This is a genomic window from Streptomyces sp. NPDC096136 (assembly GCF_044763325.1).
GTDB lineage: Bacteria > Actinomycetota > Actinomycetes > Streptomycetales > Streptomycetaceae > Streptomyces.
Map to the genome: position 1 here is coordinate 139,816 of NZ_JBIWFZ010000014.1, position 20,814 is coordinate 160,629.

Genomic DNA, 20,814 nt, shown 5'->3' on the forward strand with positions numbered 1-20,814 from the left:
CTCCGGGCCCTCCCCACCGCCCCCTCCCCCGTGTCACCCTGCCCGTCATGGAGCGGATCATCGAGGAGATACGCGAGGACCTGAACCGCCGGATCGCCGTCGCGGCGGACCGGCTCACGGACCGGACCCTGACCGAGGACCCCGCCTACGCCGCCCTGTTCGGCCGGGCCGAGCTGCGCGAGCGGATCCACCACACCCTGCACCAGGCCGTTGAGGGCCTGGTGCGCACCTCCCGCGGGGAGCCGGTGGACCTGGCGGACGCCCGGGCCACGGGCGCGCTGCGGGCGGGGCAGGGCCTGCCGCTCGCCTCCCTGCGGCGCGCCTACCGCCGCGGCGGGAGGCTGGTGTGGCAGTGCCTGACCGAGGCGGTGGCGGCGCACGACCGGGCGGCGCTGCCCCGGCTGCTGGCCGGGGCGGGCGCGCTGTGGGACGTACTGGACCAGCTGGCGGACGCCGCGTCGGAGGCGTACCACCGGGCCGAGGCCGAGCGCGGGGAACGGGAGCGCGAGCGGCGCGCGGCCCTGCTGGACGCGCTGCTCGACGACTCCGCGGCGGCCGCGCGGACACCGGAGTCGGCGGCCTCCGCCGCCGAGCGGCTGGGGCTGCCGGAACGGGGCCGCTTCGCGGTGGTGGTGCTGGGCCCGGGCTCCTCCGGCGGCGGGACCGGGGCGGGGCCGGACGCCCCGCGGGTGCTGTGGCGGATCCGGGCCGACGGGGAGACCGGCCTCGCCGAGCTGGGCCACCACCCGCTGGAGGCCCTGGGCGCCCTGCTCTCCCCGCTCGCGGTGCGCGCCGGGATCAGCCCGGTGGTCGGGTCCCCGGGCGAGCTGGCCGGGGCCCGCCGGCTGGCGGCGCTCGCGCTGCGGGCCGCGCCGCCCCCGTCCGGGGCCGGCGTCACGCTGCTCGACGAGCGGATCCCGGCGGCGCTGGTCGCGGCCGACCTGGAACTGGCGGCCCGGCTGCGGGAGGTGGTACTGGGCCCGGTGCTGGCGCTGCCGCCGCAGGAGGCGCGGGTGCTGCTGCTCACCCTGGGCACCTGGCTGGCCTGCCAGGGGTCGACCACGTACGCCGCGCAGCGGCTCTACTGCCACCGCAACACCGTCTCCAACCGGCTGCGGCGCCTGGAGCAGCTCACCGGCCGCGCCCTGTCGGACCCGGCGCACGTGGTGGAACTGGCGCTGGCCCACGCGGCGGTGGCCCAGCGCGCTACGGCCGCGCCGCCTCCCGGGCCCGCGGCTGCGGGGGGCGGGCCGACTCCAGCAGGTACGGCACGTCGATCACCGCGATCCCCGGGGTGAACAGCAGCCGCGCCTTGAGCCGCAGCGCGTTCTGGTTGTGCAGGGGCTGCTCCCACCAGTGCCCGACGACGTACTCGGGGATGACCACCGAGAGCATGTCGGTGCCCTCGGCGGCCGCGGCCTCCTCCACGTAGGCCACCACCGGGCCGACCACCTCCCGGTAGGGCGAGTGGAGCACCTTCAGCGGCATGCCCGGGTCGATGTCGGCCCAGGCCTCGCGCAGCCCCCGCGCCTCCTGCTCGTCGGCGGCCACGGAGAGCGCGCCGAGGGTGTCGGGCCGCAGCCCCTGGGCGTAGCCGAGGGCCTTGAGCGTCGGCGCCTGCACGTTGGCGACGAGGACGACGACGTGGTGGCGGGCCGGTTTGCGCGGCCGCTCGCCGGGGGCGACGGCCACCTGTCCGGCCACCCGGTCGTAGTGGCGGCGGACCCACTTCATGCCGAGGAAGAGGAGGGGCATGGCGATCACGACCAGCCAGGCGCCGTGCGTGAACTTGGTGGTCAGGACGATCACCAGGACCACGGCGGTCATGACCGCGCCGACCGCGTTGATGGCGAGCCGGCGGTGGATGTGGACCCGCCCGGCGCGCGGGGTGTCGGGGGAGGCGAGCTCGCGCCGCCAGTGCCGGACCATGCCCGCCTGGGAGAGGGTGAAGGAGACGAAGACGCCGATGATGTAGAGCTGGATGAGGCGGGTCAGCTGGGCGTCGAAGGCGACGATGAGGGTGACGGCGGCGAGGGCGAGCAGGACGACGCCGTTGGAGTAGACGAGCCGGTCGCCCCGGTTGTACAGCTGGCGCGGGGCGTAGTGGTCCTTGGCGAGGATCGAGGCCAGCATCGGGAAGCCGTTGAAGGCGGTGTTCGCGGCGAGGATCAGCACTCCGGCGGTGGCGGCCTGGAGCAGGTAGAAGAGGAGGTGCCAGTCCCCGAAGGTGGCCCGGCCGATCTGGGCGAGGGCGGTGGACATCGGGGTGCCCGGGGGCAGGCCGAGCTCGGTGGGGTCGGCGGCGACGTGCACCTGGTAGACCATGGCGAGGGCGGTGATGCCGGCGAACATGGTCACGGACAGCGCGCCCATCGCGGCGAGGGTGGTCGCCGCGTTCCTGGCCTTGGGCTTGCGGAAGGCGGGCACGCCGTTGCTGATGGCCTCGACGCCGGTGAGGGCGGTGCAGCCGGAGGCGAAGGCGCGCAGGGCGAGGAAGACGACGGCGATGCCGGTGTAGGTGCCGGTCGCTTCGATCGGCAGGTCGGCGGACTCGGCGCGGATGGTGGCGCCGGTGCCCAGGCGGACGGCGGCGACGGCGAACATGACGTAGACGACCAGCACGAAGCCGTAGGTGGGGACGGCGAAGACGCGCCCCGACTCCCGCACCCCGCGCAGGTTCATGACGGTGAGCAGCACCACGAAGGCGACGGACAGGGCGACTTGGTGGTCGCTGAGGGAGGGGATCGCCGAGGTGATGGCGGCGACCCCGGAGACCACGGACACGGCGACGGTCATCACGTAGTCGACGAGCAGGGCGCTGGCGGCCGTGAGGGCGGCGGTGGCGCCCAGGTTCTCGGAGCTGACGACGTACGCGCCCCCGCCGCCGGGGTAGGCGTGGCAGGTCTGCCGGTAGGAGGCGACGACGACCACCATCAGGAAGACGATGGCGCCGGCCGCGTACCAGGCGAGGTGGAGCAGGGCGACTCCGCCGAGGGCGAGGATCAGCAGGATCTCCTCGGTGGCGTACGCCACCGAGGAGAGCGGGTCGCTGCAGAAGATGGGCAGGGCGAGCCGTTTGGGGAGCAGCGTCTCGCCCAGGCGCGCGGTGTCGAGGGGCTCACCGACCAGCAGCCGTTTCGCATTGATTCGCCTCATTCCGCGATGGATATCAATGTCCCGCGGTTTTCCGGCGTCCACGCGCGGTACTCCGCGGGGCCGGCGTCCCCCGTACGGCCCAGGGGCGGTCCCGGACGGCCCCTACGGGAGGGAGCCCCGCTCCCGCATCCGGGCGGCGGCGGCGTGGATGGCCTCGCGGATGCGGAAGTACGTGCCGCAGCGGCAGATGTTGGCGATGGCGTCGATGTCCTCGTCCGTGGGTTCGGCGGTCCGGCGGAGCAGGGCCACGGCGGCCATGATCTGCCCGGGCTGGCAGAAGCCGCACTGGGCGACGTCCTGTTCGAGCCAGGCCTCCTGGACGGGGTGCAGCCGGTCGCCGTCCGCGAGCCCCTCGATGGTGGTGACCGCCCGGCCCGCGCAGGCCGACACCGGTACCACGCAGGGGCGGACGTCCACCCCGTCGAGGTGGCTGGTGCAGGCCTTGCAGACGTCCACTCCGCAGCCGTACTTGGGGCCGGTGACCCCCAGCATGTCGCGGAGCACCCACAGCAGGGGCAGGTTGTCGGGCGCGTCGACGGTGACGCTCCGCCCGTTGACGGTGAAGGTGTGCGAGGGCACGGCGGGGTACTCCGGTGGTCAGCGCGGGTAGGGGGTGAAGTCGACGTCGAAGTCGAGGGGGAAGCTGCGCGGCTTGGAACCGGTCGCCCGGGCCCAGGCGTTGGCGATGGCTCCCACGGCGGCGGGCACGCCGAGCTCCCCCGCGCCGCCCGGCTCGGTGCCGGTCGCCGGGAGCACGAAGACCCGTACGTCCTGCGGGGTGTCGCGCTGCTTCGCCCAGTGGAACTGGCTGTAGCTGCCCTCCAGCGGCAGCCCCCTGTCCAGGTGCAGCCCGGCGCGCAGGGTGGTGGAGATCGCGTCGGTGAGCCCGCCGATCATCTGGGCCTCCAGCCCGCGCGGGTTGACGGGCAGGCCCACGTCGACGGCGATGACCGCCCGGGTGACGCGGACGTGCTCCGGGTCGCGGGCGTCGATCTCCACCAGGCAGGCGGTGCGCGACTTGTACTCCTCGTGGAAGGCGATGCCCTGTGCGCAGCCGGCCGGCAGGGCGCGCCCCCACTGCCCTTCGGCGGCCGCCTTGTCGAGGACGGCGCGCTGGGCGTCGGTCTTGAGGAAGGTGCGCCGGAAGCGGTAGGGGTCCTTGCCCGTGGCGGCGGCCAGTTCGTCGACCATCACCTCCTCGGCGCCGCGGGTGTTGGCCGAGTAGACCGAGCGCCAGGAACCGGTGGGGATGCCGGTCGGCACCTCGGTCAGCGCCTGGGTGGTGAGCCCGAAGTGGTACGGGGACTTCACCGTGGTGAGGAACAGGGTCTGGGCGAGGGTGGCGTTGCCGATGCCGGAGGGCAGGCTGGCGGCGGTGGCGGTGATGATCTCGCCGAGCCCGTGGCGGAAGTCGGTCTCGGCGGCGGCGACCCGGTGCTCGAAGCCGAGCACCTCGCCGAGCAGGTGGGTGGCCCTGATCCGGTGGTGGGTGGCGGGGCGCATCCGGCCGTGGCGGGTGTCGTCCACGCGGGTCCACATGAGCTTCACCGGGCGGCGGCAGGCCTTGGAGACGCGGGCGGCCTCCAGCGCGGCGTCGAAGAACAGGCGCCGGCCGAAGGAGCCGCCGGCCTGGACCACGTGCACCTTCACCTTGTCCAGCGGGAGCCCGAGGTCGGCGGCGATGGTCTCGCGGGCGACGATGGGGGACTTCAGGCCCGACCAGATCTCGGCCCGGTCGTCGCGGACGTCGGCGACGGCCGAGTTGGTCTCCATCGGGGCGTGGCTGACGAAGGCGAAGTCGAACTCGGCGTCCACGTACGGGGTGAGCAGCGGCGGCAGGAGCGGGGCCGGGGTGGCGGCGCGCAGCCTGGCCCGGATCTGCTCGTCCGACAGCTGGTCGGCGGGGCCGGGGCCCCAGTCGACCTGGAGGGCGGCCTTGGCGTCGAGGGCCTGCCCGAACGTCTCGGCGACGACGGCGACCCCGGTGGGGACCGTCACCACGTGCAGGACGCCCGGCATCGCCTGGACGGCCGCGCGGTTGGCGACGGAGCGGACGGTGCCGCCGAGGCTGGGCGGGCGGCGCACCACGCAGGGCTTGGCGCCGGGCACGTCGAGGTCGAGGGTGTAGCGCTGGGCGCCGGTGACCATGGCGCGGGCGTCGATGCGGCTGGTCGGGGTGCCGACGAGGGAGTGCCGGCCGACCGGCTTGGGCGTGGCGCCGAGGACGACGAGGCCGGGCGCGGCGGCCGCCGCGGCGAGGCTCCCGTAGCCGGCGGTGCGCCCGTCCGGGGCCCGTACGGAGCCGTTCGCGGTGGTCAGCGACGCGGCGGGGAGGTTCCAGCGGGCGGCGGCGGCCGCGACGAGGCGGGCCCGGGCGGTGGCGGCGCACTGGCGGACCGGCCCGTACAGGGAGCGGATGGAGTTGGAGGAACCGGTGAGCTGGTTGAACAGCAGCTCGGGCCGGGCGTCGTCCAGTTCCACGCGGACGCTGTCCAGGGGCGCGTCGAGCTCCTCCGCGACGAGCATGGCCACGGCGGTCGTGAGGCCCTGGCCGACCTCCTCGCGGGGCAGCCGGAAGCGGAGGGTGCCGTCCTCCTCGACGACGAGCACCAGCAGGGCGGAGGTCGGGGCCCCGGCCAGGATGAACAGGTCCCCGAGGTCGATCAGGTCGGCCACCTCGGGCAGGCTCGGCACCACCGCGTGCGCGGGCTGCGGGGCCAGGGCGTCGGCCCCGGCGCGGGTGACGAGGGCCAGGGTGGGGGCCGCGACGAGGTAGGTCAGGAAGGACCTGCGGCTGCCGCCGCCCGTGTCCCGCCCCGTCGCCGTGCTGCTCTCTTCGGCCATCTGGACCTGTCCCCCGCCCTCCCCGGCCCGCCGTCGTCCAGCGGACCGCCCCGGCTCGTTACCGACACGTAGGGTAGCGATCACCGGGTGGGCTGGGAAGCGGAAGGGACGGACGGGGTCCTTCGTTCGGGTGGGTCACCCGGCCCGCCTTCCGGGTGACCGTGCCGGCCCCGGGGCGTCGCACACCTCGCCCGTACGATCGAGCCGCCCCGCCCGGAAGGCCGATTTCCGGCCGCGGGCGGACGATGGAAGCAGATCCGTACGCGTTTGCCATGCACGAGGAGGTGTGCGGAGATGGGCCAGTTCATGGATGTCCACCACGGCATGAAGGGCATTACCGCGGACCAGTTGATGGAAGCCCACCGGGCGGACCTCGCGATCCAGTCGGAAGAGAAGGTCACGTTCCAGCGCGCCTGGGCCGACCCCGCGTCCGGCGAGGTCTACTGCCTGTCCGAGGCGCCTTCGGCGGCGGCGGTCCAGAAGGTCCACGAGCGGGCGGGGCACCCGGCCGACGAGATCCACCCGGTGCCGCTGAGCGTCTGACGGCCGGCACTCCGGCACGCGCGGCGACCGGCCGCGGAACGGGCGGGGCGGCAGGGCCGCCGCGGGAGCGGCCACCGCGGCCGACCGGAAATGTTCGCACGGACGGGAGGCGGCCGGGAGGCCTTCGGCATATGCCGTATGCAAGAACGTTACGGATGTTGCCAAACGCCTTACAGGCCGTCTCCCGCTGTGCCACAGTCGTGAGCGGTCCTTCTTTCAGACCTGGCCGTGCCGAGCCCGTATCGCCGCGCCTGTATCGGAGTGCTCATGCCGTCCCACCTGTACGCGGACCGTTCCGCGCAGCCGCCCGAGCCGGGATCCGTGGACGCGCTGATCTCGCAGACCCGCCGGCTGCGCGGAGAGGTGGACGCGGTCCGCCGCGACACCGTCGTGGACGACGACGACGCCCAGGGCCGCTGGCAGCGCGCGCTGTGCGACCTCGCGGTACACCACCTCGACGACCTGGGCCAGCACCTGGGCCAGCTCAAGGAGGGGTTGCCGCCCACCCGTGACGACGACGAGCTCCCCGCGGTCCCCCCGGAGGCCGCGCCCGAGGACCGCCAGACCCGCGTCGGCAGCGCCGAGTGGAACCTGCTGACGGACGAGGTCACCTGGTCCGACGAGCTCTTCCGGATCTTCGGCCGCTCCCCCGAGGCGGGCCCGCTCCCCCTCGACGAGCTGGGCTCCACCCTGTTCTCCGAGGACCAGCCGCTGCTGACCGCGATGGTCACCGACTGCCTGGTCGACGGCAAGCCGATAGACGGCGAGTTCCGCATCGTCCGGGCCGACGGCCGCGTCCGGACGCTGCACATGAGGGGCGAGCCGGTACTCGACGCCGACGGCTGCACGGCCTCGATGTGGGCCCTGCTGCGGGACGTCAGCGAACTGCGCCGGAGCCAGCGCGCGGAGCGCGAGTCCCGTGACTCGCTCCTGCGCCGGCGGGAGATCGCGCAGACCGAGCACCGGCTGGCGGTCGAGCTGCAGGAAGCCGTGCTCCCCCCGTGGCGCGGCTCCCTGCGGTTCCCGCACGACAACGCCGGCGCGATGGACGTGGCCGCGCACTACCTGCCCTCCGCGACCAGCACGCTGATCGGCGGCGACTGGTACGACGCGCTCGAACTGGGCGACGGGCGCTCGCTGCTGACGGTCGGCGACCTGACGGGGCACGGCGTGAGCGCCACCTCCGGCATGGCCATGCTGCTCGGCGCCCTGCGCGGGATGGCCATGGCCGGCATCGAGCCGGGCCCGCTGATGGGCTGGCTCAACCAGCTGCTGGAGACCTCCGCGCAGCCGGCCCTCGGCTCGGCCGTCTGCTGCCGCTACGACCCCGCCCGCCGGCTGCTGTCCTGGGCGCAGGCCGGGCACCCCGCACCCCTGCTCTTCCGCCGCGGCCAGGGGCGTGCGCTCCAGCCGCCGGAGGGGGTGCTGCTGGGCGCCACCTCGGGAGCCGTCTACGGGCAGGCCGAGGAGCTCCTCGAACCGGGTGACGTGCTCGTCCTGCACACCGACGGGCTGACCCCGCGCGGCGTCGAGTTCGGCCGGGCGGACGGGACCGGGCGACTGCTGGCGCTGGCGCCGCGGTTCTCGGCCGCGCGGTCGGCTCGCGACTGCGTGCGGATGGTGACGCAGGAGTTCGGCGAGGGCCGGCGCGAGGACGACGCCTGCGTGCTGGTGGCCCGCATCGGCGGCTGACCACCGCCGCACCCGATCGGTCCGAGGGGCCGCACCCGATCGGTCCGAGGGGCCGCGCCCGAGGCGCGGCCCCGTCCGTCGTCTGCTCCCGTCCCCGTCCGTCGACACGGTCCGCGACACCGGCCCCCTAGACGCCGGTGCCGCGGGCGGCGCGCGGGGCGGGGCTGTCGGGGAGCACCTGCTCGATCTCCTCGCGCAGGTCCTCGATGCGCGCGTACCCGGCGTACTGCCCGGTGAGCCGGTACATCTCGCGGAGCCGGTCCCACGTCCGGTGCGAGGAGGTCTCGTTCATCGAGACCAGGGCCAGGCGGGCGTAACGGTCGGCCTGTTCGGGCTCGTCCGCGATGAAGCAGGCGGAGGCCATGGAGATGTAGTCGAAGATCTGCGAGCGCTGGTAGCCGTCGCCGCGCAGCCGCAGCGCCTCCCGCGCGTGCCGCGCGGCGACCGGCGCCGCCGAGGCGTCGTGGTCGGCGAGCGTGCGGTAGGCCAGGGCCTGCATCCCGTGCAGGTCGGCCTCGTCGAAGTGCTGCATCCACGACGGCGGCGGTACGTCGCCCTTGTCGGACACGAACAGGTCCTCGGCCTCGCCCAGGGTGCGGCGCATGGCCTGGCCCTTGCCCATGGCGGCCTGGGCCCAGGCCTCGATGGTGTGCAGCATGGCGCGGGTGCGCGGCAGGGTCTGGTCCCCGGAGCCGGCCTGGGCCAGCTTCATCAGGTCCAGGGCCTCGTTGGGCTTGCCCAGGTGGACCATCTGCCGGGCGGCCCGCGACAGCGCCTCGCCGGCGCGGGGGCGGTCGCCGCCCTCGCGGGCCGCGTGCGCGGCGATGACGAAGTACTTCTGGGCGGTGGGTTCCAGGCCGACGTCGTGCGACATCCAGCCCGCCAGGACCGCCAGGTTGGCCGCCACCCCCCACAGCCTGCGCTGGAGGTGGTCGGGGTGGTGGTAGGCGAGCATGCCGCCGACCTCGTTCAACTGGCCGACGACGGCCTTGCGCTGGAGCCCGCCGCCTCTGGAGGCGTCCCAGGCCCGGAAGACCTCGACCGAGCGCTCCAGGGCCTCGATCTCCTGCGAGCCGATGGGGGCCGCCTCGTAGCGGTCGTAGCCCGCCGGGTCGGCCTGGTAGGGGTCGCCGAAGCGCTGCGGGTCCTTGGCGGTGGCGGGATCGCCTTGCAGCCAGTCGTACATGGCGTTGCTGAGGGCTGAGCCGGCGGTGAGCGCGGCTCCCGCGCCCATCAGGCCGCGACGGTTGAGCATGAGGTCCATTCCCGTGAATTCGGTGAGGACCGCGGCCGTGCGTTCGGGCGCCCAGGGCACTCCGTCGGGGTTCTCCTTCGCCCCGTCGGGCTGCCGTCTGGTGGTGCGCCGCTGCCGTACGAACCCGAGGTCCTCGATGGTCACGACACGACCGAGCCGCTCGGTGAACAGTGCTGCCAGTACCGTGGGCACCGGTTCGCGCGGGGTCTCCCCCATGTCGATCCAGCGCCGCACCCGCGAGGTGTCGGTGGCCAGTTGGTGGTGGCCCATCGCGGCCGCCTGCCGGTTGACCATCCTCGCGAGTTCGCCCTTCGACCAGCCGGCCAGGCCGAACAGGTCGTTCAGACGGGTGTTTGGACCCTTGCTCACGTCAAGCCCCCAGGTTCTCGGCTGAGTTGACAGTAACCCCCTGTCAGTTCCCCGTGGACTATTCGCCAGGGTTCGCCAGGGCACGCCCCGTGGTTCGCCACCTGCCGCCGGGTGTCAGGTAGGAATGCGCCTCCCCGACCCGGTTCACCGGCGGAGCTCCCCAGGGTGAAGTACGGGATCCGGCGGGGCGGCGTACGCAACTCGTCGGCGCACGAAGGGAACCGTAAACGCCATGTACGCAGCCACGTCCTCCGTGTCCGCCCCGGTCCGCCCCCACCGAACCCTCCAGGCGGGGGGCGGCGGCATCCCCCTCGAAACCGGCCGCCAGCCGGTCCCGGCGCAGGGCGCCGTGCGGGCGCGGCGGATGCCGGCGGCCGGATCGCAGCCGCTCAGCGGAAGAATCGACCTGTCCGGGCCGCAGGGGGCGCAGCTGCGCGCCGCGCTCGCGTCGGTGCAGCGGATCTGTCCCGAGTTCGCTCCGGTCCAGGTGCTGCGGCGCAGCGGCCGGTCGGTCCTCCTGGTCGGGACGACGGGACGGATGACCGCGGTCGCGAAGGTTTTACTGGACCACTCGCCCGAGTGGCGCGAGCGGTACCGGCACGAAATAGCGACGTACCGGACCTTCGTCCGGCACCGCCCGCCGGTCCGGGTGCCCCGCCTGATCGCCGCCGACCCGGAGAACTGCGTCCTGGTCGTCGAGCGGATGGCCGGCCGGGTCGCCGCCCTCCAGCGGCACCCGGTGGAGGCGCCTCCGAGGGCCGACGTACGGGCGGCGCTGGGCGCGGTGTGCCGGGTCAACCAGTGGCGTCCGTCGGCCGACCTGTTCGGGCACCCGGTGGACTACGCGCGGCGGATCTCGCGGGACCACGACCTGGGGCTGCTGACCGACCGGGACTTCGGCGATCTGCAGAAGCTGCTGCACGGACTGCGGCCGGCGGGGATCCCGTGGCAGTTCAACCACGGTGACGCGCTGCTGTCCAACCTGCTCCTGTCCCCGGCCGGGCCGGTGATGCTGGACTGGGAGCACGCGGGCTGGTACCTGCCGGGCTACGACCTGGCCACGCTGTGGGCGGTGCTGGGCGACGCCCCCGCGGCGCGCAGCCAGATCAGCCGGCTCGCGCAGTCGGCGGGCGCGGCCTCCCGGGACGCCTTCCTGGTCAACCTGATGCTGGTGCTGACCAGGGAGATCCGGATGTGCGAGACCGCGGTGCAGCGGTCGATGCTGGCGTCCCCGGCGAGCCGGCCGCTGCCCGCGGGGGCCCTGTCCTCGGGGGAGGAGCAGCGCCTGCTGCTGCGCCGCCTCCACGACGACGCGGGCATGGCCCGCAGAGCGGTCCGGGCGGCGGTCGGCACCCGCTGACCTCCGCTCGCGCCCTGCGGCCGGAATCCCGTGGCCCCCCACCTGGTGGGGGCCACGGGATTCGGCCTGTCCGGGGCGGATCGCCCGGGTGCGCGTGCCTTGACATCACATGATCCTCCGAACACCTTTTCTGACTCAGCATCAGAATCCGGAGCCCGCCCCTTCCACACCCCTGGAGCCCGCCCATGACCGAGGCCGTGTCCCTGTCCGCGAGCCCTGACGCCGCGCGTCCCGCCCCGCCCTCCCGCCGGACGGTCCTCGCCGGGGCGGGGGCCGGGGTGCTCGCCGCCGCCGTGCTGCCGGCCGCCGCGGCCCGGGCCGAGGGGGCGGCGTTCGGCGAGTACGACGTGGTGGTGGTCGGGTCGGGGGCGGCGGGGATGACCGCCGCCCTCACCGCCGCCGGGCGGGGGCTGAGCGTGCTGGTGGTGGAGAAGGCCCCGACCTTCGGCGGTTCGGCGGCCCGCTCGGGGGCCGGGATCTGGCTGCCGAACAACTCGGTGATCCTGGGCGCGGGGGTGGCGGACACCCCGGAGAAGGCGGCGGCGTACCTGTCGGCGGTGGTGGGGCCCGAGGTGCCGGCCGACCGGCAGCGGGCGTTCCTGGCCAACGGCCCGCGGATGCTGGACTTCGTCATGGCGAACAGCCCGCTGAGGTTCCGCTTCATGGACGGCTACAGCGACTACTACCCGAACCTGCCGGGCGGGCTGCCGAACGGCCGCTCCATCGAGCCGGACCAGATCGACGGCAACGTCCTGGGAGCCGAACTGGCGCACCTGAACCCGGCGTACATGCCGGTGCCGGCCGGGATGGTGGTGTTCAGCCAGGACTACAAGTGGCTCAACCTCGCGGCGGTCACCGCGAAGGGGCTCGCGGTGTCCACGGAGTGCCTGGCGCGCGGCACGAAGGCGGCGCTGCTGGGGCAGAAGCCCCTGACGATGGGCCAGGCGCTGGCCGCCGGGCTGCGGGCCGGGCTGATGCGGGCGGGGGTACCGGTGTGGCTGAACAGCCCGCTGGTGGACCTGGTCCAGGAGGGCGGGGCGGTCACCGGGGTGGTGGTGGAGAAGGAGGGCGTACGGGGCGTGGTGCGCGCCCGCCGGGGCGTGGTGGTCGGCTCCGGCGGCTTCGAGCACAACGCGGCGATGCGGGAGCGCTACCAGCAGCAGCCGATCGGCACCGAGTGGTCGGTGGGCGCCAAGGAGAACACCGGCGACGGGATCCTCGCGGGGCAGCGGGCGGGCGCGGCGCTGGCGCTGATGGAGGACGCCTGGTGGGGGCCGACGATCCCGCTGCCCGGGGAGCCGTACTTCTGCCTGGCGGAGCGGACCCTGCCGGGCGGTCTGGTCGTCAACCGCGCCGGGACGCGGTTCGTGAACGAGGCGGCGCCGTACAGCGACGTGGTGCACGTGATGTACGAGAAGGACCGGGGCGCGACGGGGTCGCACATCCCGGCGTGGCTGATCGTGGACCAGAACTACCGCAACCGGTACCTGTTCAAGGACATCCTGCCGACGCTGCCCTTCCCGGACGCCTGGTACGAGGCGGGCGCCGCGAAGAAGGCCTGGACCTGGGACGCGCTGGCGGGGCAGATCGGGGTGCCGGCGGCGGCGCTGCGGGCGACGCTGAACCGGTTCAACGCCCAGGCGTGGAGCGGCTCCGACCCCGACTTCCACCGGGGGGACACGGCGTACGACCACTACTACACGGACCCGAACGTGCTGCCGAACTCCTGCCTGGCCCCGATCTGGGTCCCGCCCTTCTACGCCTTCCGGATCGTGCCGGGCGACCTGGGGACCAAGGGCGGCATCGTCACCGACGCCCGGGCCCGCGCGCTGCGGGCGGACGGCTCGGTGATCCGGGGCCTGTGGGCGGCGGGCAACGCGAGCGCGGCCGTGATGGGCCACAGCTACGCGGGGGCCGGGTCGACGATCGGGCCCGCGATGACGTTCGGCTACGTGGCGGCGAACGACATCGCGGACGGCGCCTGACGGCCGGGCGGCACGCGGGCCGGGGTGCCTAGCCCTGCTGGAAGAGCTCGGCGGGGAGCGGCTTCAGCAGCGCGTAGAGGTCGTCGGTGATCGGGCGGTCCCAGCTGGCGATCGTCACGAGGACGTTGTCGCTGCGGTCGAACTGGACGCAGGAGATCCGGCTCTCGGAGAGCTTGACCTTGCGGACGATGAGGAGGTTGTCGCCCTGCATGACGGGGCAGTCCTCGGTGCCGGTGACCTCGACCTCCTCGTCGTTCTCGAGGGCGTCGAGGAGCTGGGCCACCTCGAAGGGCACCTGGCCCTCGGCGAGGTCCCGGGCCGGGGACCCCTCGGGGAGATTGCCGATGATCATCGCGGGGCCGCGGCCGCCGAAGAGGTCGTAGCGGAGGAAGACTCCCTGGCAGCTGCCGTCGGGGGCGGGCAGCAGCCCGGCCCCGAGGTTGCCCGGCCAGTCCCCCGGGTCCATGGCCAGGACGTCGAAGTCCGGGCCGGCGGGTGTGGCGGCGCGGTGGCGGCGGAGGAAGGACATGCGGCCCATGGTACGTGGCCGCGCAGGTTTTCCGGCCCCGGGGTGCCCCCGCCACCGGGGCGGGCCGGGGGGCCGCGGAGATCGCGGACCTGCGGGTACGGCGCGTGCTCGCGCCGTGCTCCTTACCGGCCCGGGCAGCCTTCGTCGTGCTCCTTTTTCTGCCACCACCAGCCCTCCTGGCTGTATCTTGCTGTCCGTCCCCGCCACCGGTCCGCGATCGTTTTCGAATCGGCGGCTACGATCCGAAGGTGGGGATCTCGATGGCCGGGGGGCCTACCGCCATCCCGGGTGCGCAGACGGCCTCGGACGCATGGGAGCACAGACGGATGACCGTGTCTGTTGGCGATCCGCCGCTTCCCCTCGCCGTGACGCTCGACCGGATCCGGGCGCTCGCCGAGGAGGGGCGGCTGGAGCTGGACGAGATCCTGGACCCCCGGGCCCTCGCGGAGCGGGCCGGCGTCCCCCCGGAGGTGACGGCGGCCCTGCTGCGCGGCGAGGAGGGGCCCGGGCCCGGGGCGACCGGGGAGAGGGTCCGCCGCCGGGCGGCGTTCCTCTACGCGGTCTCCCGCGACGTCCACGGCCGCCCCTACCGCGTCGCGGACATCGCGGCGGCGATCGGCGCCCCGGCCCGCTGGGTCGACGCCCTGGTGTCCGGGCGCAGGCCCCCGCACCTGCGGTACTGCACGGCGTTCGCCGCCTTCTTCGGCCGCGAGGCCTCCTTCCTGACGGACACCCCGGCCCAGGCGGTGAGCCGGGCCCTGCGGCCCACCCTCGAATCCCTCGACTACCGATCGGGCAACCTGATGGCCGACCTCGTGGACCAGTACGGCCTGGTCTCCGTCTCCACCCGGGGAAGACCCCTGACCCGCACGCAGGAGACCCTGCTGCTGGGCATGATCACGGGGATGCTCTCCGCCGAGCGGCACGCCGGGGCGGCCCGGTGAACCTGTCCCGTTCGATGCGCAAGCTGTGCACCGCGCTGACGTCCTCGCTCGACCTGGAGGCGCCGGCCGATCCGCAGACCCTCTTCCGCGCCCTGTGCGACGCGATGAGCCGGACCCGGGGCGGCCGCCCCATCGTGCTGCGCTTCGAGCGCTTCCCCACCGAGCTGACCACCTCGGGCCTGTGGCTGAACATGGAGAAGTACGACATCGTCGTCGTGGAGAAGTACACGACCCCGGACCACCAACTGGTCATCCTCGGGCACGAGCTGTGGCACATGAACGCCGGGCACTGCGGCGAGCACGGGCACCGGGCGGCCGACGCGGCCCGCTCCCTGCCGGACGCCTCCTCGCTGACGTACGCGAGCGTCGCCGCGCGGTCCCACTACGAGGACGCCCAGGAGATCGAGGCCGAGCGGTTCGGGCTGATGCTCGGGGACCGGTGCCGGCCGTGGCTGGCGGGCGGGGAGTCCTCCGGGGCCGGGCGCAGGAACGGCGTGGCGGGCCGGATCGGCAACGCCCTCGGCTACCGCGGACCGGTCGGCTGACGTTGACCTCGGACAGGTTCTACATCCCGTACCTCATCCCGGCGGCGATCCTCACCCTGGCCTTCGCCATCCGGCTGCCGGTGATCATGAGGTTCTGGCGGATCGACCCGAACGTGCGCTCCCTCGGCGGGCTGCTCCTGCTGGGCTCGGCCGTGTTCTACTTCGGCCGCCCCAAGACGCTCGCCCTGCTGAACAGCTCCACGGGCGTCAGCAACTTCGCGGCGCCGCTGGTCTACTCGCTGCTGACGCTGTTCTGCGCCTCCTGCCTGATCATGATCATCCACTGGCGCGGGGGCGATCCCCGGCGGGTCCGCCGGACCATCTGGACGATCGGGGCCCTCTACGCGGCCGTCGTCGCCGGGCTGTGGATCACCTTCGCCTTCGCCGACGTGCCGGTCGAGCGGCTGCGGGACCTGGACACCTACTACGCCAACACCCCCTGGATGCGCGAGCACATCCTGCTCTACCTGGGGGCGCACACGGCCGCCTGCCTGGTCACCTCGGCGGTCACCTGGACCTGGCTGCGCGAGGTGTCCGGCTGGCTGCGGGCGGGCCTGGTGTTCCTGGTCGTCGGGTTCCTCCTGAACCTCTGCTACGACACCGTGAAGCTCGTCGCGGTGGCCGCCCGCTGGACCGGCCACGACCTGGACTGGCTCAGCACGTACGTCGCCCCGCCCATCGCCTCGGTGTGCGCCCTGTTCATCGCCGTGGGCTTCATCCTCCCGCACGCCGGCCAGGCGGCGCAGGCGCTGTGGACGGACTACCGCCAGTACCGCTCCCTGGCCCCGTTCGTGCGCGAGCTGGACGGGCTGGAGGCCCCGCTGCGGCTGCCCCGGCGCACCCCGGTGAGCCGGCGCCTGGTCCAGCGCCGGACGCAGATCAGCGACGGGCTGCTGCGGCTCCAGCCGTACATGGACCCGGACGTCCGCGCACGGGCCCTCGCCGAGGCGCTGGCCCGCGACGAGGCACCCGCCCGGGCGGCGGCGACCGCCGACGCCGTGGCGGTGGTCGCGGCGGTGCGCGGCCTGCGCCTGGGCCTCGCGGCCGGGCCCGGCGGCGGGGCGGAGGGCACGGCCGCCGCCGGGGCGGGCCCGGCCGGCACCCCGGACCTCGTGGCCGTCTCCCGGGCCCTGCGCCGCTCCCCCGTCGTCTCCTCCTTCCGCACCCGGCCGGACCCGCCGGTCCGGCCGGAGGGCGTGCGCCGCTGAGCGGTCCTCCCGTCCCGGTTCAGACCGGCGGGACGAGGTCGGACCAGCGGTCGAGGAGGGCCGGGTCGCCGGTGGCCTCCAGGCCGGCCGCGGGGAGGCGCTGCCGGAGGAACAGGGTGAGGTCGCAGGCCGTGCCCGCCGCTTCGACGGCCACCCGGCCGGTGCCGCCCGGTTCCAGGCGCACCCGGTCCCCGGTGAACTCCAGCGTCCAGGATCCGGGGCCGTCGCTGCGGCGGAAGCGGTAGCGCTCGCCGGCACCGGCCGGGGCCGGCTTCCGGCCGCGCCGGGCGGGGACCACGGCCCCGAAGGTCTGGGCGACCGCGTCGGCGGCGAAGGCCGGGTCGAAGGGGGCCGGCGTGCCCGTGACGGACTCCGCGTCCCAGCGGTGGACGGCCTGTTCGACGCCGGCGACGGACCAGCCGGGGCAGGACGGGACCGGGGGTGCGTCCCGGCCGCCGTCGGCGGCCCGCCGCAGGGCCCGGTCGAAGGCCGCCGCCTCGCTGCGGAAGACGCTGAGCCTGGTGGGGTGGTCCATGGGGTCCACCCTGCCCCGGGAGGGCGGACGGTGCCTCAGCTCGGGCCGGGGGCGAACGCGCTCAGGGCCTCGGCGGTCCGCGCCTCCAGGCCGTCGGCACCGCAGGCGCGGCTGGTCAGGTGGGCGCGGGTGAGCAGGTCGGGGTCGCGGAGCTCGGTGCCGAGCGCGGCGAGGGCGCGGGCCAGCTCGTAGGCCGCCGGGGAGTCCTCCAAGTGGGTGACGGCCTCGGCCAGCAGGGCGGCGCGCTGTTCCGGCGGGGCCACCGCGGCCGAGACGCGCAGGGCCTGCCCGATGGCGGAGGGGGCGCCGAAGGCCCTCGCGCGGTGCAGTGCCTCGGCGGCCAGGGCGCGGGCCCTGGCCGGGTCCTCGGGGGCCACCGCGAGGGCCAGGTGCAGCCGCCAGGGGCACCAGGCGGGGTTCTGGATCCCGCGCGGGGTCAGCCGCCGGTCCACCGCCTCCAGTTCGACGGCGGCCGCCTTGCGGTCCCCGGCGGCCAGGAGCAGTTCGGCGTAGACGGTCTGGGAGTCGGGGAAGACGACGGCGGCGGGGAAGGGCTCCCCGTACGCGTGCTCCCGGGCCAGCGCCCAGGCCTCCTCGGTCCGGCCGCGGCCGAGCAGGGTGGTGAGGAGGATGGTGATGGCGTACCAGTGCACGGGCGTGCGGCGGCCCACGCGCTCGGCGAGCCGCAGGCCGGCCCGGGCCAGTTCCTCGGCCTCGGCGAGGCGGCCGCGCCGGTAGCGGATGTAGGCGCGCAGGCTGTAGGCGAAGGACAGGTGGGCGCCGTGCCAGCCCTGGCGTTCGAACTCGGCGGTGCCCGCCTCGAAGAGCTCCTCCGCGCGGCCCGGCGCGTCGGCGTACATGTGGACCATCGCGGCGAGCACCGGGACCTCGAAGCCGCGGTCTTCATGGGCCCAGCTGAAGGGCTGTTCCAGGACCCGCCCGGCGTGGTGGAGGGCCACGTCGAGGGGTTCGCCGCGCAGGCAGGCGTCCCAGGCGCGCAGTCCGATGACGTAGCGCTCGGTGAGGTCGCGGCCGGTGAGCCGGTCGGCGAGTTTGGCGAGGCGCCGGGAGCGGGCCGGGGAGTCGGGTTCGGCGGCGTCGAAGGCGTCCCACATGAACTGCTCGGACTGCAGGCGCAGCCGGGCGCGCGGGTCGTGGGCGCGCGGTATCTCGCCGGCGAGGAGTTCGGAGGCGGCCCGCAGGTGGTCGCTGTGGGCGAGGACCTGGGCGAGCCGGATGACGATGCCCTGGCGCAGCGCGGGATCGTCGAACGGTTCGGCGAGGGCGGCCCGCAGGTGGTTGACGGTGGTGGCGGGCTCGGTGAGCAGGGAGGCGCAGCCGAGTTCGTAGAGGACGGCGGCGCGTTCGCCGAAGTCCGGTGGCTCCTGGAGGGCGCGGGCGAGCTGGCGGCGGGCGGCTTCGGGGGCGCCGGCCCGGAGGTTCTCGGCGGCGGCCTCGCGCAGGGTGCGCACCACCCAGGGGTCGCTCTCCGGGTGGGTCTCCAGGAGGTGGCGGGCGGCGGCGGAGGAGCCGAGTCCGGCGTCGACGACGGCGGCCGCCGCCTTGCCGTGCAGGGCGACGCGCAGGGCGTCGGGGATGGCCCGGTAGATGGCGGTGGCGATGAGGGGGTGGACGAACTCCAGCCCGGTGTCCGCGTCCTCGGCGTCCGCCGGGGCCGCCGACAGGATGCGGGCGTCGCGCAGCCGCCAGGTGGCGCCGGCGGCCTCCTCGACGCCGAGTCCGGCGACGCGGGCGGCGATCTGCCGGGGGATGGCGGTGCCCAGGACGGCGCAGGCCCAGGCGAAGCGGACGGTGGAGGGGCCGAGGCTGTGGAGGCGGGCGACGAGGCCGCTGCCGCGCTGGGCGGCGGCGAGGTCGTGCAGCAGCGGGGCGCTGGACTCCACGGGGGTGATGCCCCGGGCGCGGACCTTGGCGGTGAGTTCGACCGCCTCGAAGGGGTTGCCGGTGGTGACGGCCCAGGCCTCGTGGCAGAAGGCGTCCTCCGCGTGCGCGCCGACGGTCTCGCGGACCAGGGTGGCGACGGCGGCCTCGGTGAGCGGGGCCAGGCTGAGGGGGCGCCGGCCCGCCCGGCCGGGCAGGGTGCGGAAGGCCTCGGCGTGCGCGGGGAGTTCGTCGGGGCGGTAGGCGACGACGAGGAGCAGCGGGAGGTGCTCGGCGCGCGGGGCGAAGGCGGCGAGCCAGCCGAGGGATTCGGGGTCGGCCCAGTGGGCGTCGTCGAGGACGAGGACGACGGGGGCGCGCTGGACGGTGAGGTGGGTGAGCACCCAGTCCAGTCCGTCGCGCAGGCCCTGGGGGTCCGGCGGGGCGCCCTGTTCGGGGGCGCACAGGCCCAGGGCGGGGCCGACGATGGCGTACCAGCTGCCGAGTGCGGCGCGCAGCTCGGCCTCGGGGCGGCCGGCCAGCTGGGGCTGGATGAGCTGGCGGGCGACGTGGAAGGGCTGGCTCTGCTCCTGTTCGCCGCCGCGTGCGGCGAGGAGGGTGCAGGAGCGGGCGAGGGCGCGCCGGCGCACCTCGGCGAGCAGGGTGGTCTTGCCGAGGCCGGCCGGACCGGAGAGGGCGAGGAGGCCGCCGGCCGCGTCGGGTCCGGTGCCGGTGAGCCGGTCCAGGGCCTCGTCGACGCCGGCGAGTTCGGTCTCGCGTTCGAAGAGCGAGCGCCGTGTGCGGGTCCGGCGGTCCGTCATGGCTCGTACCCCCCAGGCCGGTTCGGAGGTTCAGCCTACGCCCGCGCGCGTGCCGGGGCGCCGCTATACGGGAAAGAATCTGATCTTCTCTTCCGGACCTCGCCCGGCCGCCCGCGCCCCGGTCGCGGCGGGGGGCGGCCCGGCGGCGCGGTCGGCGGCCCGTGGCGGGTTTGGCGCGGCCTTCCGCGGACAGCCGCCAGGTGAGGCACCCTGACGTGCCGGTCAACGGCCGGCCCCGGGCACCGTGCGGGGCCGCGCCCCGAGCCGGAGGCGAGAAATGGACACGAACCGCGGTCGGGCGGACGCGGAGCGGCGCGGTGTGCCGCTCCCGGACGCGGGGGCGATGGTGGACGAGCACGGCCGGGCGCCCGGCACGCCCTCCCGTACGGGGACGGGCGCGGGCCCCCCGGCCGATCCGGTACGGGTGGCCGCGGCGCCCGCGGCGGAGGGGTCCTCGGCGGAGGTGAGCGTCCTGGTCAGCCACTGCGACCGGGCGGGTGCCGGGGCCGTGCTGGACGTGCTGGCGCGGGCGTTCCCCGGTATGACCCCGCCGGCGCCGGCGCGGGCCGCTGCCGGTCCGGCGGTGGACCCGAGCATCTGGGCGGTGACGGTGGACGTCCGCCGCCGTGCGCCCGGAGGGGGCCCGGGGGCCCGGCCGGCCTCACCGGTGAGGGCCGAGCTGGACGGTGCCGCCGCGTCGGTGCGCCAGGTGCGCGCCGTCCTGGAGGAGGCCTTCGCCGGTGAGCACCTCGGCACGGTCTCCGGGGAGCACGAGGTCCAGGTCGCCCTGCGACTGACCGCCCGGGACGACGCGCCCGGCGGCCGGACCGGCGGGCCGGCCTAGGCCAGGTCGAAGCGGCCCGCCCGGGCGCCCAGGACGAACTTGCGCCATCCGTTCGGGGCGAAGACGAGTGACGGGTCGTCGGGGCGGTCGCTGTCGCGCATGGCGATGAAGCCCTCCACGAAGGCGACCTGGAGGTCGCCCGCGCCCCGGCTGCTCGGCTGCCAGTCCGCCCCGCTGAGATCGAGGTCGGGCCTGCCCCAGTGAGCGGGGGTCCGCGCTGTCGTGCTCTCGGCCATCTGCCTGCTCCTCCCGGTACGTCGTCGTCCGGGGGCCCAGGGTAGCCATCGCGGCGGGCGCCGCACA

17 protein-coding genes are annotated in these 20,814 nt (G+C 75.0%); 9 read left to right on the forward strand and 8 right to left on the reverse strand.

The features are described from left to right. The first annotated feature begins 47 nt into the window (after positions 1-47). Positions 48-1,298, forward strand: coding sequence for a helix-turn-helix domain-containing protein (locus ACIRBY_RS26355; protein WP_403904742.1), 1,251 nt, complete (start codon positions 48-50; stop codon positions 1,296-1,298). On the opposite strand, the gene ACIRBY_RS26360 is transcribed toward ACIRBY_RS26355, so the two are convergent. The 3 genes from ACIRBY_RS26360 to ACIRBY_RS26370 form a co-directional block, all read right to left on the reverse strand. After that, the gene (locus ACIRBY_RS26360; protein WP_403904744.1) at positions 1,207-3,156 is read right to left on the reverse strand and encodes an APC family permease; all 1,950 of its coding nucleotides are present in this window, start codon (positions 3,154-3,156) and stop codon (positions 1,207-1,209) included. The genes ACIRBY_RS26355 and ACIRBY_RS26360 overlap by 92 nt on opposite strands. Before the next feature lie 102 nt (positions 3,157-3,258). Continuing rightward, the gene (locus tag ACIRBY_RS26365; protein WP_403904746.1) at positions 3,259-3,735 is read right to left on the reverse strand and encodes a (2Fe-2S)-binding protein; all 477 of its coding nucleotides are present in this window, start codon (positions 3,733-3,735) and stop codon (positions 3,259-3,261) included. An 18-nt stretch (positions 3,736-3,753) separates the two neighbouring features. Continuing rightward, on the reverse strand, positions 3,754-6,000 hold the full coding sequence (locus tag ACIRBY_RS26370) for a molybdopterin cofactor-binding domain-containing protein (protein ID WP_403904749.1): 2,247 nt from the start codon (positions 5,998-6,000) through the stop codon (positions 3,754-3,756). 294 nt (positions 6,001-6,294) lie between these two features. Between ACIRBY_RS26370 and ACIRBY_RS26375 the strand changes: the two genes are divergently transcribed. After that, positions 6,295-6,543: an SCO4226 family nickel-binding protein gene (locus ACIRBY_RS26375; protein ID WP_366450539.1), complete on the forward strand. Its 249-nt coding sequence runs from the start codon at positions 6,295-6,297 to the stop codon at positions 6,541-6,543. Positions 6,544-6,810: 267 nt separating this feature from the next. After that, positions 6,811-8,235, forward strand: coding sequence for a PP2C family protein-serine/threonine phosphatase (locus tag ACIRBY_RS26380; RefSeq protein WP_403904751.1), 1,425 nt, complete (start codon positions 6,811-6,813; stop codon positions 8,233-8,235). Positions 8,236-8,362: 127 nt separating this feature from the next. Here ACIRBY_RS26380 and ACIRBY_RS26385 read toward each other — a convergent pair whose 3' ends face one another. Continuing rightward, the gene (locus ACIRBY_RS26385; protein ID WP_403904754.1) at positions 8,363-9,859 is read right to left on the reverse strand and encodes a hypothetical protein; all 1,497 of its coding nucleotides are present in this window, start codon (positions 9,857-9,859) and stop codon (positions 8,363-8,365) included. Between the two features lie 232 nt (positions 9,860-10,091). On the opposite strand from ACIRBY_RS26385, the gene ACIRBY_RS26390 reads away from it, so the two are divergent. Both ACIRBY_RS26390 and kstD read left to right on the forward strand, forming a co-directional pair. Further along, positions 10,092-11,219 (forward strand): aminoglycoside phosphotransferase family protein, encoded by a 1,128-nt coding sequence (locus ACIRBY_RS26390; RefSeq protein ID WP_403904756.1) that lies wholly within the window; start codon positions 10,092-10,094, stop codon positions 11,217-11,219. A gap of 185 nt (positions 11,220-11,404) precedes the next feature. Then, positions 11,405-13,204, forward strand: a complete 1,800-nt coding sequence (gene kstD, locus ACIRBY_RS26395; protein WP_403904759.1) for a 3-oxosteroid 1-dehydrogenase — start codon at positions 11,405-11,407, stop codon at positions 13,202-13,204. A 28-nt stretch (positions 13,205-13,232) separates the two neighbouring features. On the opposite strand, the gene ACIRBY_RS26400 is transcribed toward kstD, so the two are convergent. Then, positions 13,233-13,733, reverse strand: a complete 501-nt coding sequence (locus ACIRBY_RS26400) for a hypothetical protein (protein WP_344168321.1) — start codon at positions 13,731-13,733, stop codon at positions 13,233-13,235. Positions 13,734-14,059: 326 nt separating this feature from the next. On the opposite strand from ACIRBY_RS26400, the gene ACIRBY_RS26405 reads away from it, so the two are divergent. The 3 genes from ACIRBY_RS26405 to ACIRBY_RS26415 are packed head-to-tail and all read left to right on the forward strand — an operon-like array spanning position 14,060 to position 16,430. Further along, the gene (locus ACIRBY_RS26405; RefSeq protein ID WP_403904762.1) at positions 14,060-14,677 is read left to right on the forward strand and encodes a hypothetical protein; all 618 of its coding nucleotides are present in this window, start codon (positions 14,060-14,062) and stop codon (positions 14,675-14,677) included. 14 nt (positions 14,678-14,691) lie between these two features. Then, positions 14,692-15,222, forward strand: coding sequence for a toxin-antitoxin system, toxin component (locus ACIRBY_RS26410; protein ID WP_403904871.1), 531 nt, complete (start codon positions 14,692-14,694; stop codon positions 15,220-15,222). 2 nt (positions 15,223-15,224) lie between these two features. After that, positions 15,225-16,430, forward strand: a complete 1,206-nt coding sequence (locus tag ACIRBY_RS26415) for an MAB_1171c family putative transporter (RefSeq protein WP_403904765.1) — start codon at positions 15,225-15,227, stop codon at positions 16,428-16,430. A 19-nt stretch (positions 16,431-16,449) separates the two neighbouring features. On the opposite strand, the gene ACIRBY_RS26420 is transcribed toward ACIRBY_RS26415, so the two are convergent. Next, positions 16,450-16,965: a hypothetical protein gene (locus tag ACIRBY_RS26420; RefSeq protein WP_403904768.1), complete on the reverse strand. Its 516-nt coding sequence runs from the start codon at positions 16,963-16,965 to the stop codon at positions 16,450-16,452. 35 nt (positions 16,966-17,000) lie between these two features. After that, on the reverse strand, positions 17,001-19,667 hold the full coding sequence (locus tag ACIRBY_RS26425) for an ATP-binding protein (protein ID WP_403904770.1): 2,667 nt from the start codon (positions 19,665-19,667) through the stop codon (positions 17,001-17,003). Between the two features lie 277 nt (positions 19,668-19,944). On the opposite strand from ACIRBY_RS26425, the gene ACIRBY_RS26430 reads away from it, so the two are divergent. Beyond that, positions 19,945-20,511, forward strand: coding sequence for a hypothetical protein (locus ACIRBY_RS26430; RefSeq protein WP_403904773.1), 567 nt, complete (start codon positions 19,945-19,947; stop codon positions 20,509-20,511). Here the strand turns inward: ACIRBY_RS26430 and ACIRBY_RS26435 are convergent. Next, positions 20,508-20,747, reverse strand: a complete 240-nt coding sequence (locus ACIRBY_RS26435; RefSeq protein ID WP_390686542.1) for a DUF397 domain-containing protein — start codon at positions 20,745-20,747, stop codon at positions 20,508-20,510. The genes ACIRBY_RS26430 and ACIRBY_RS26435 overlap by 4 nt on opposite strands. Between the last annotated feature and the right edge of the window lie 67 nt (positions 20,748-20,814).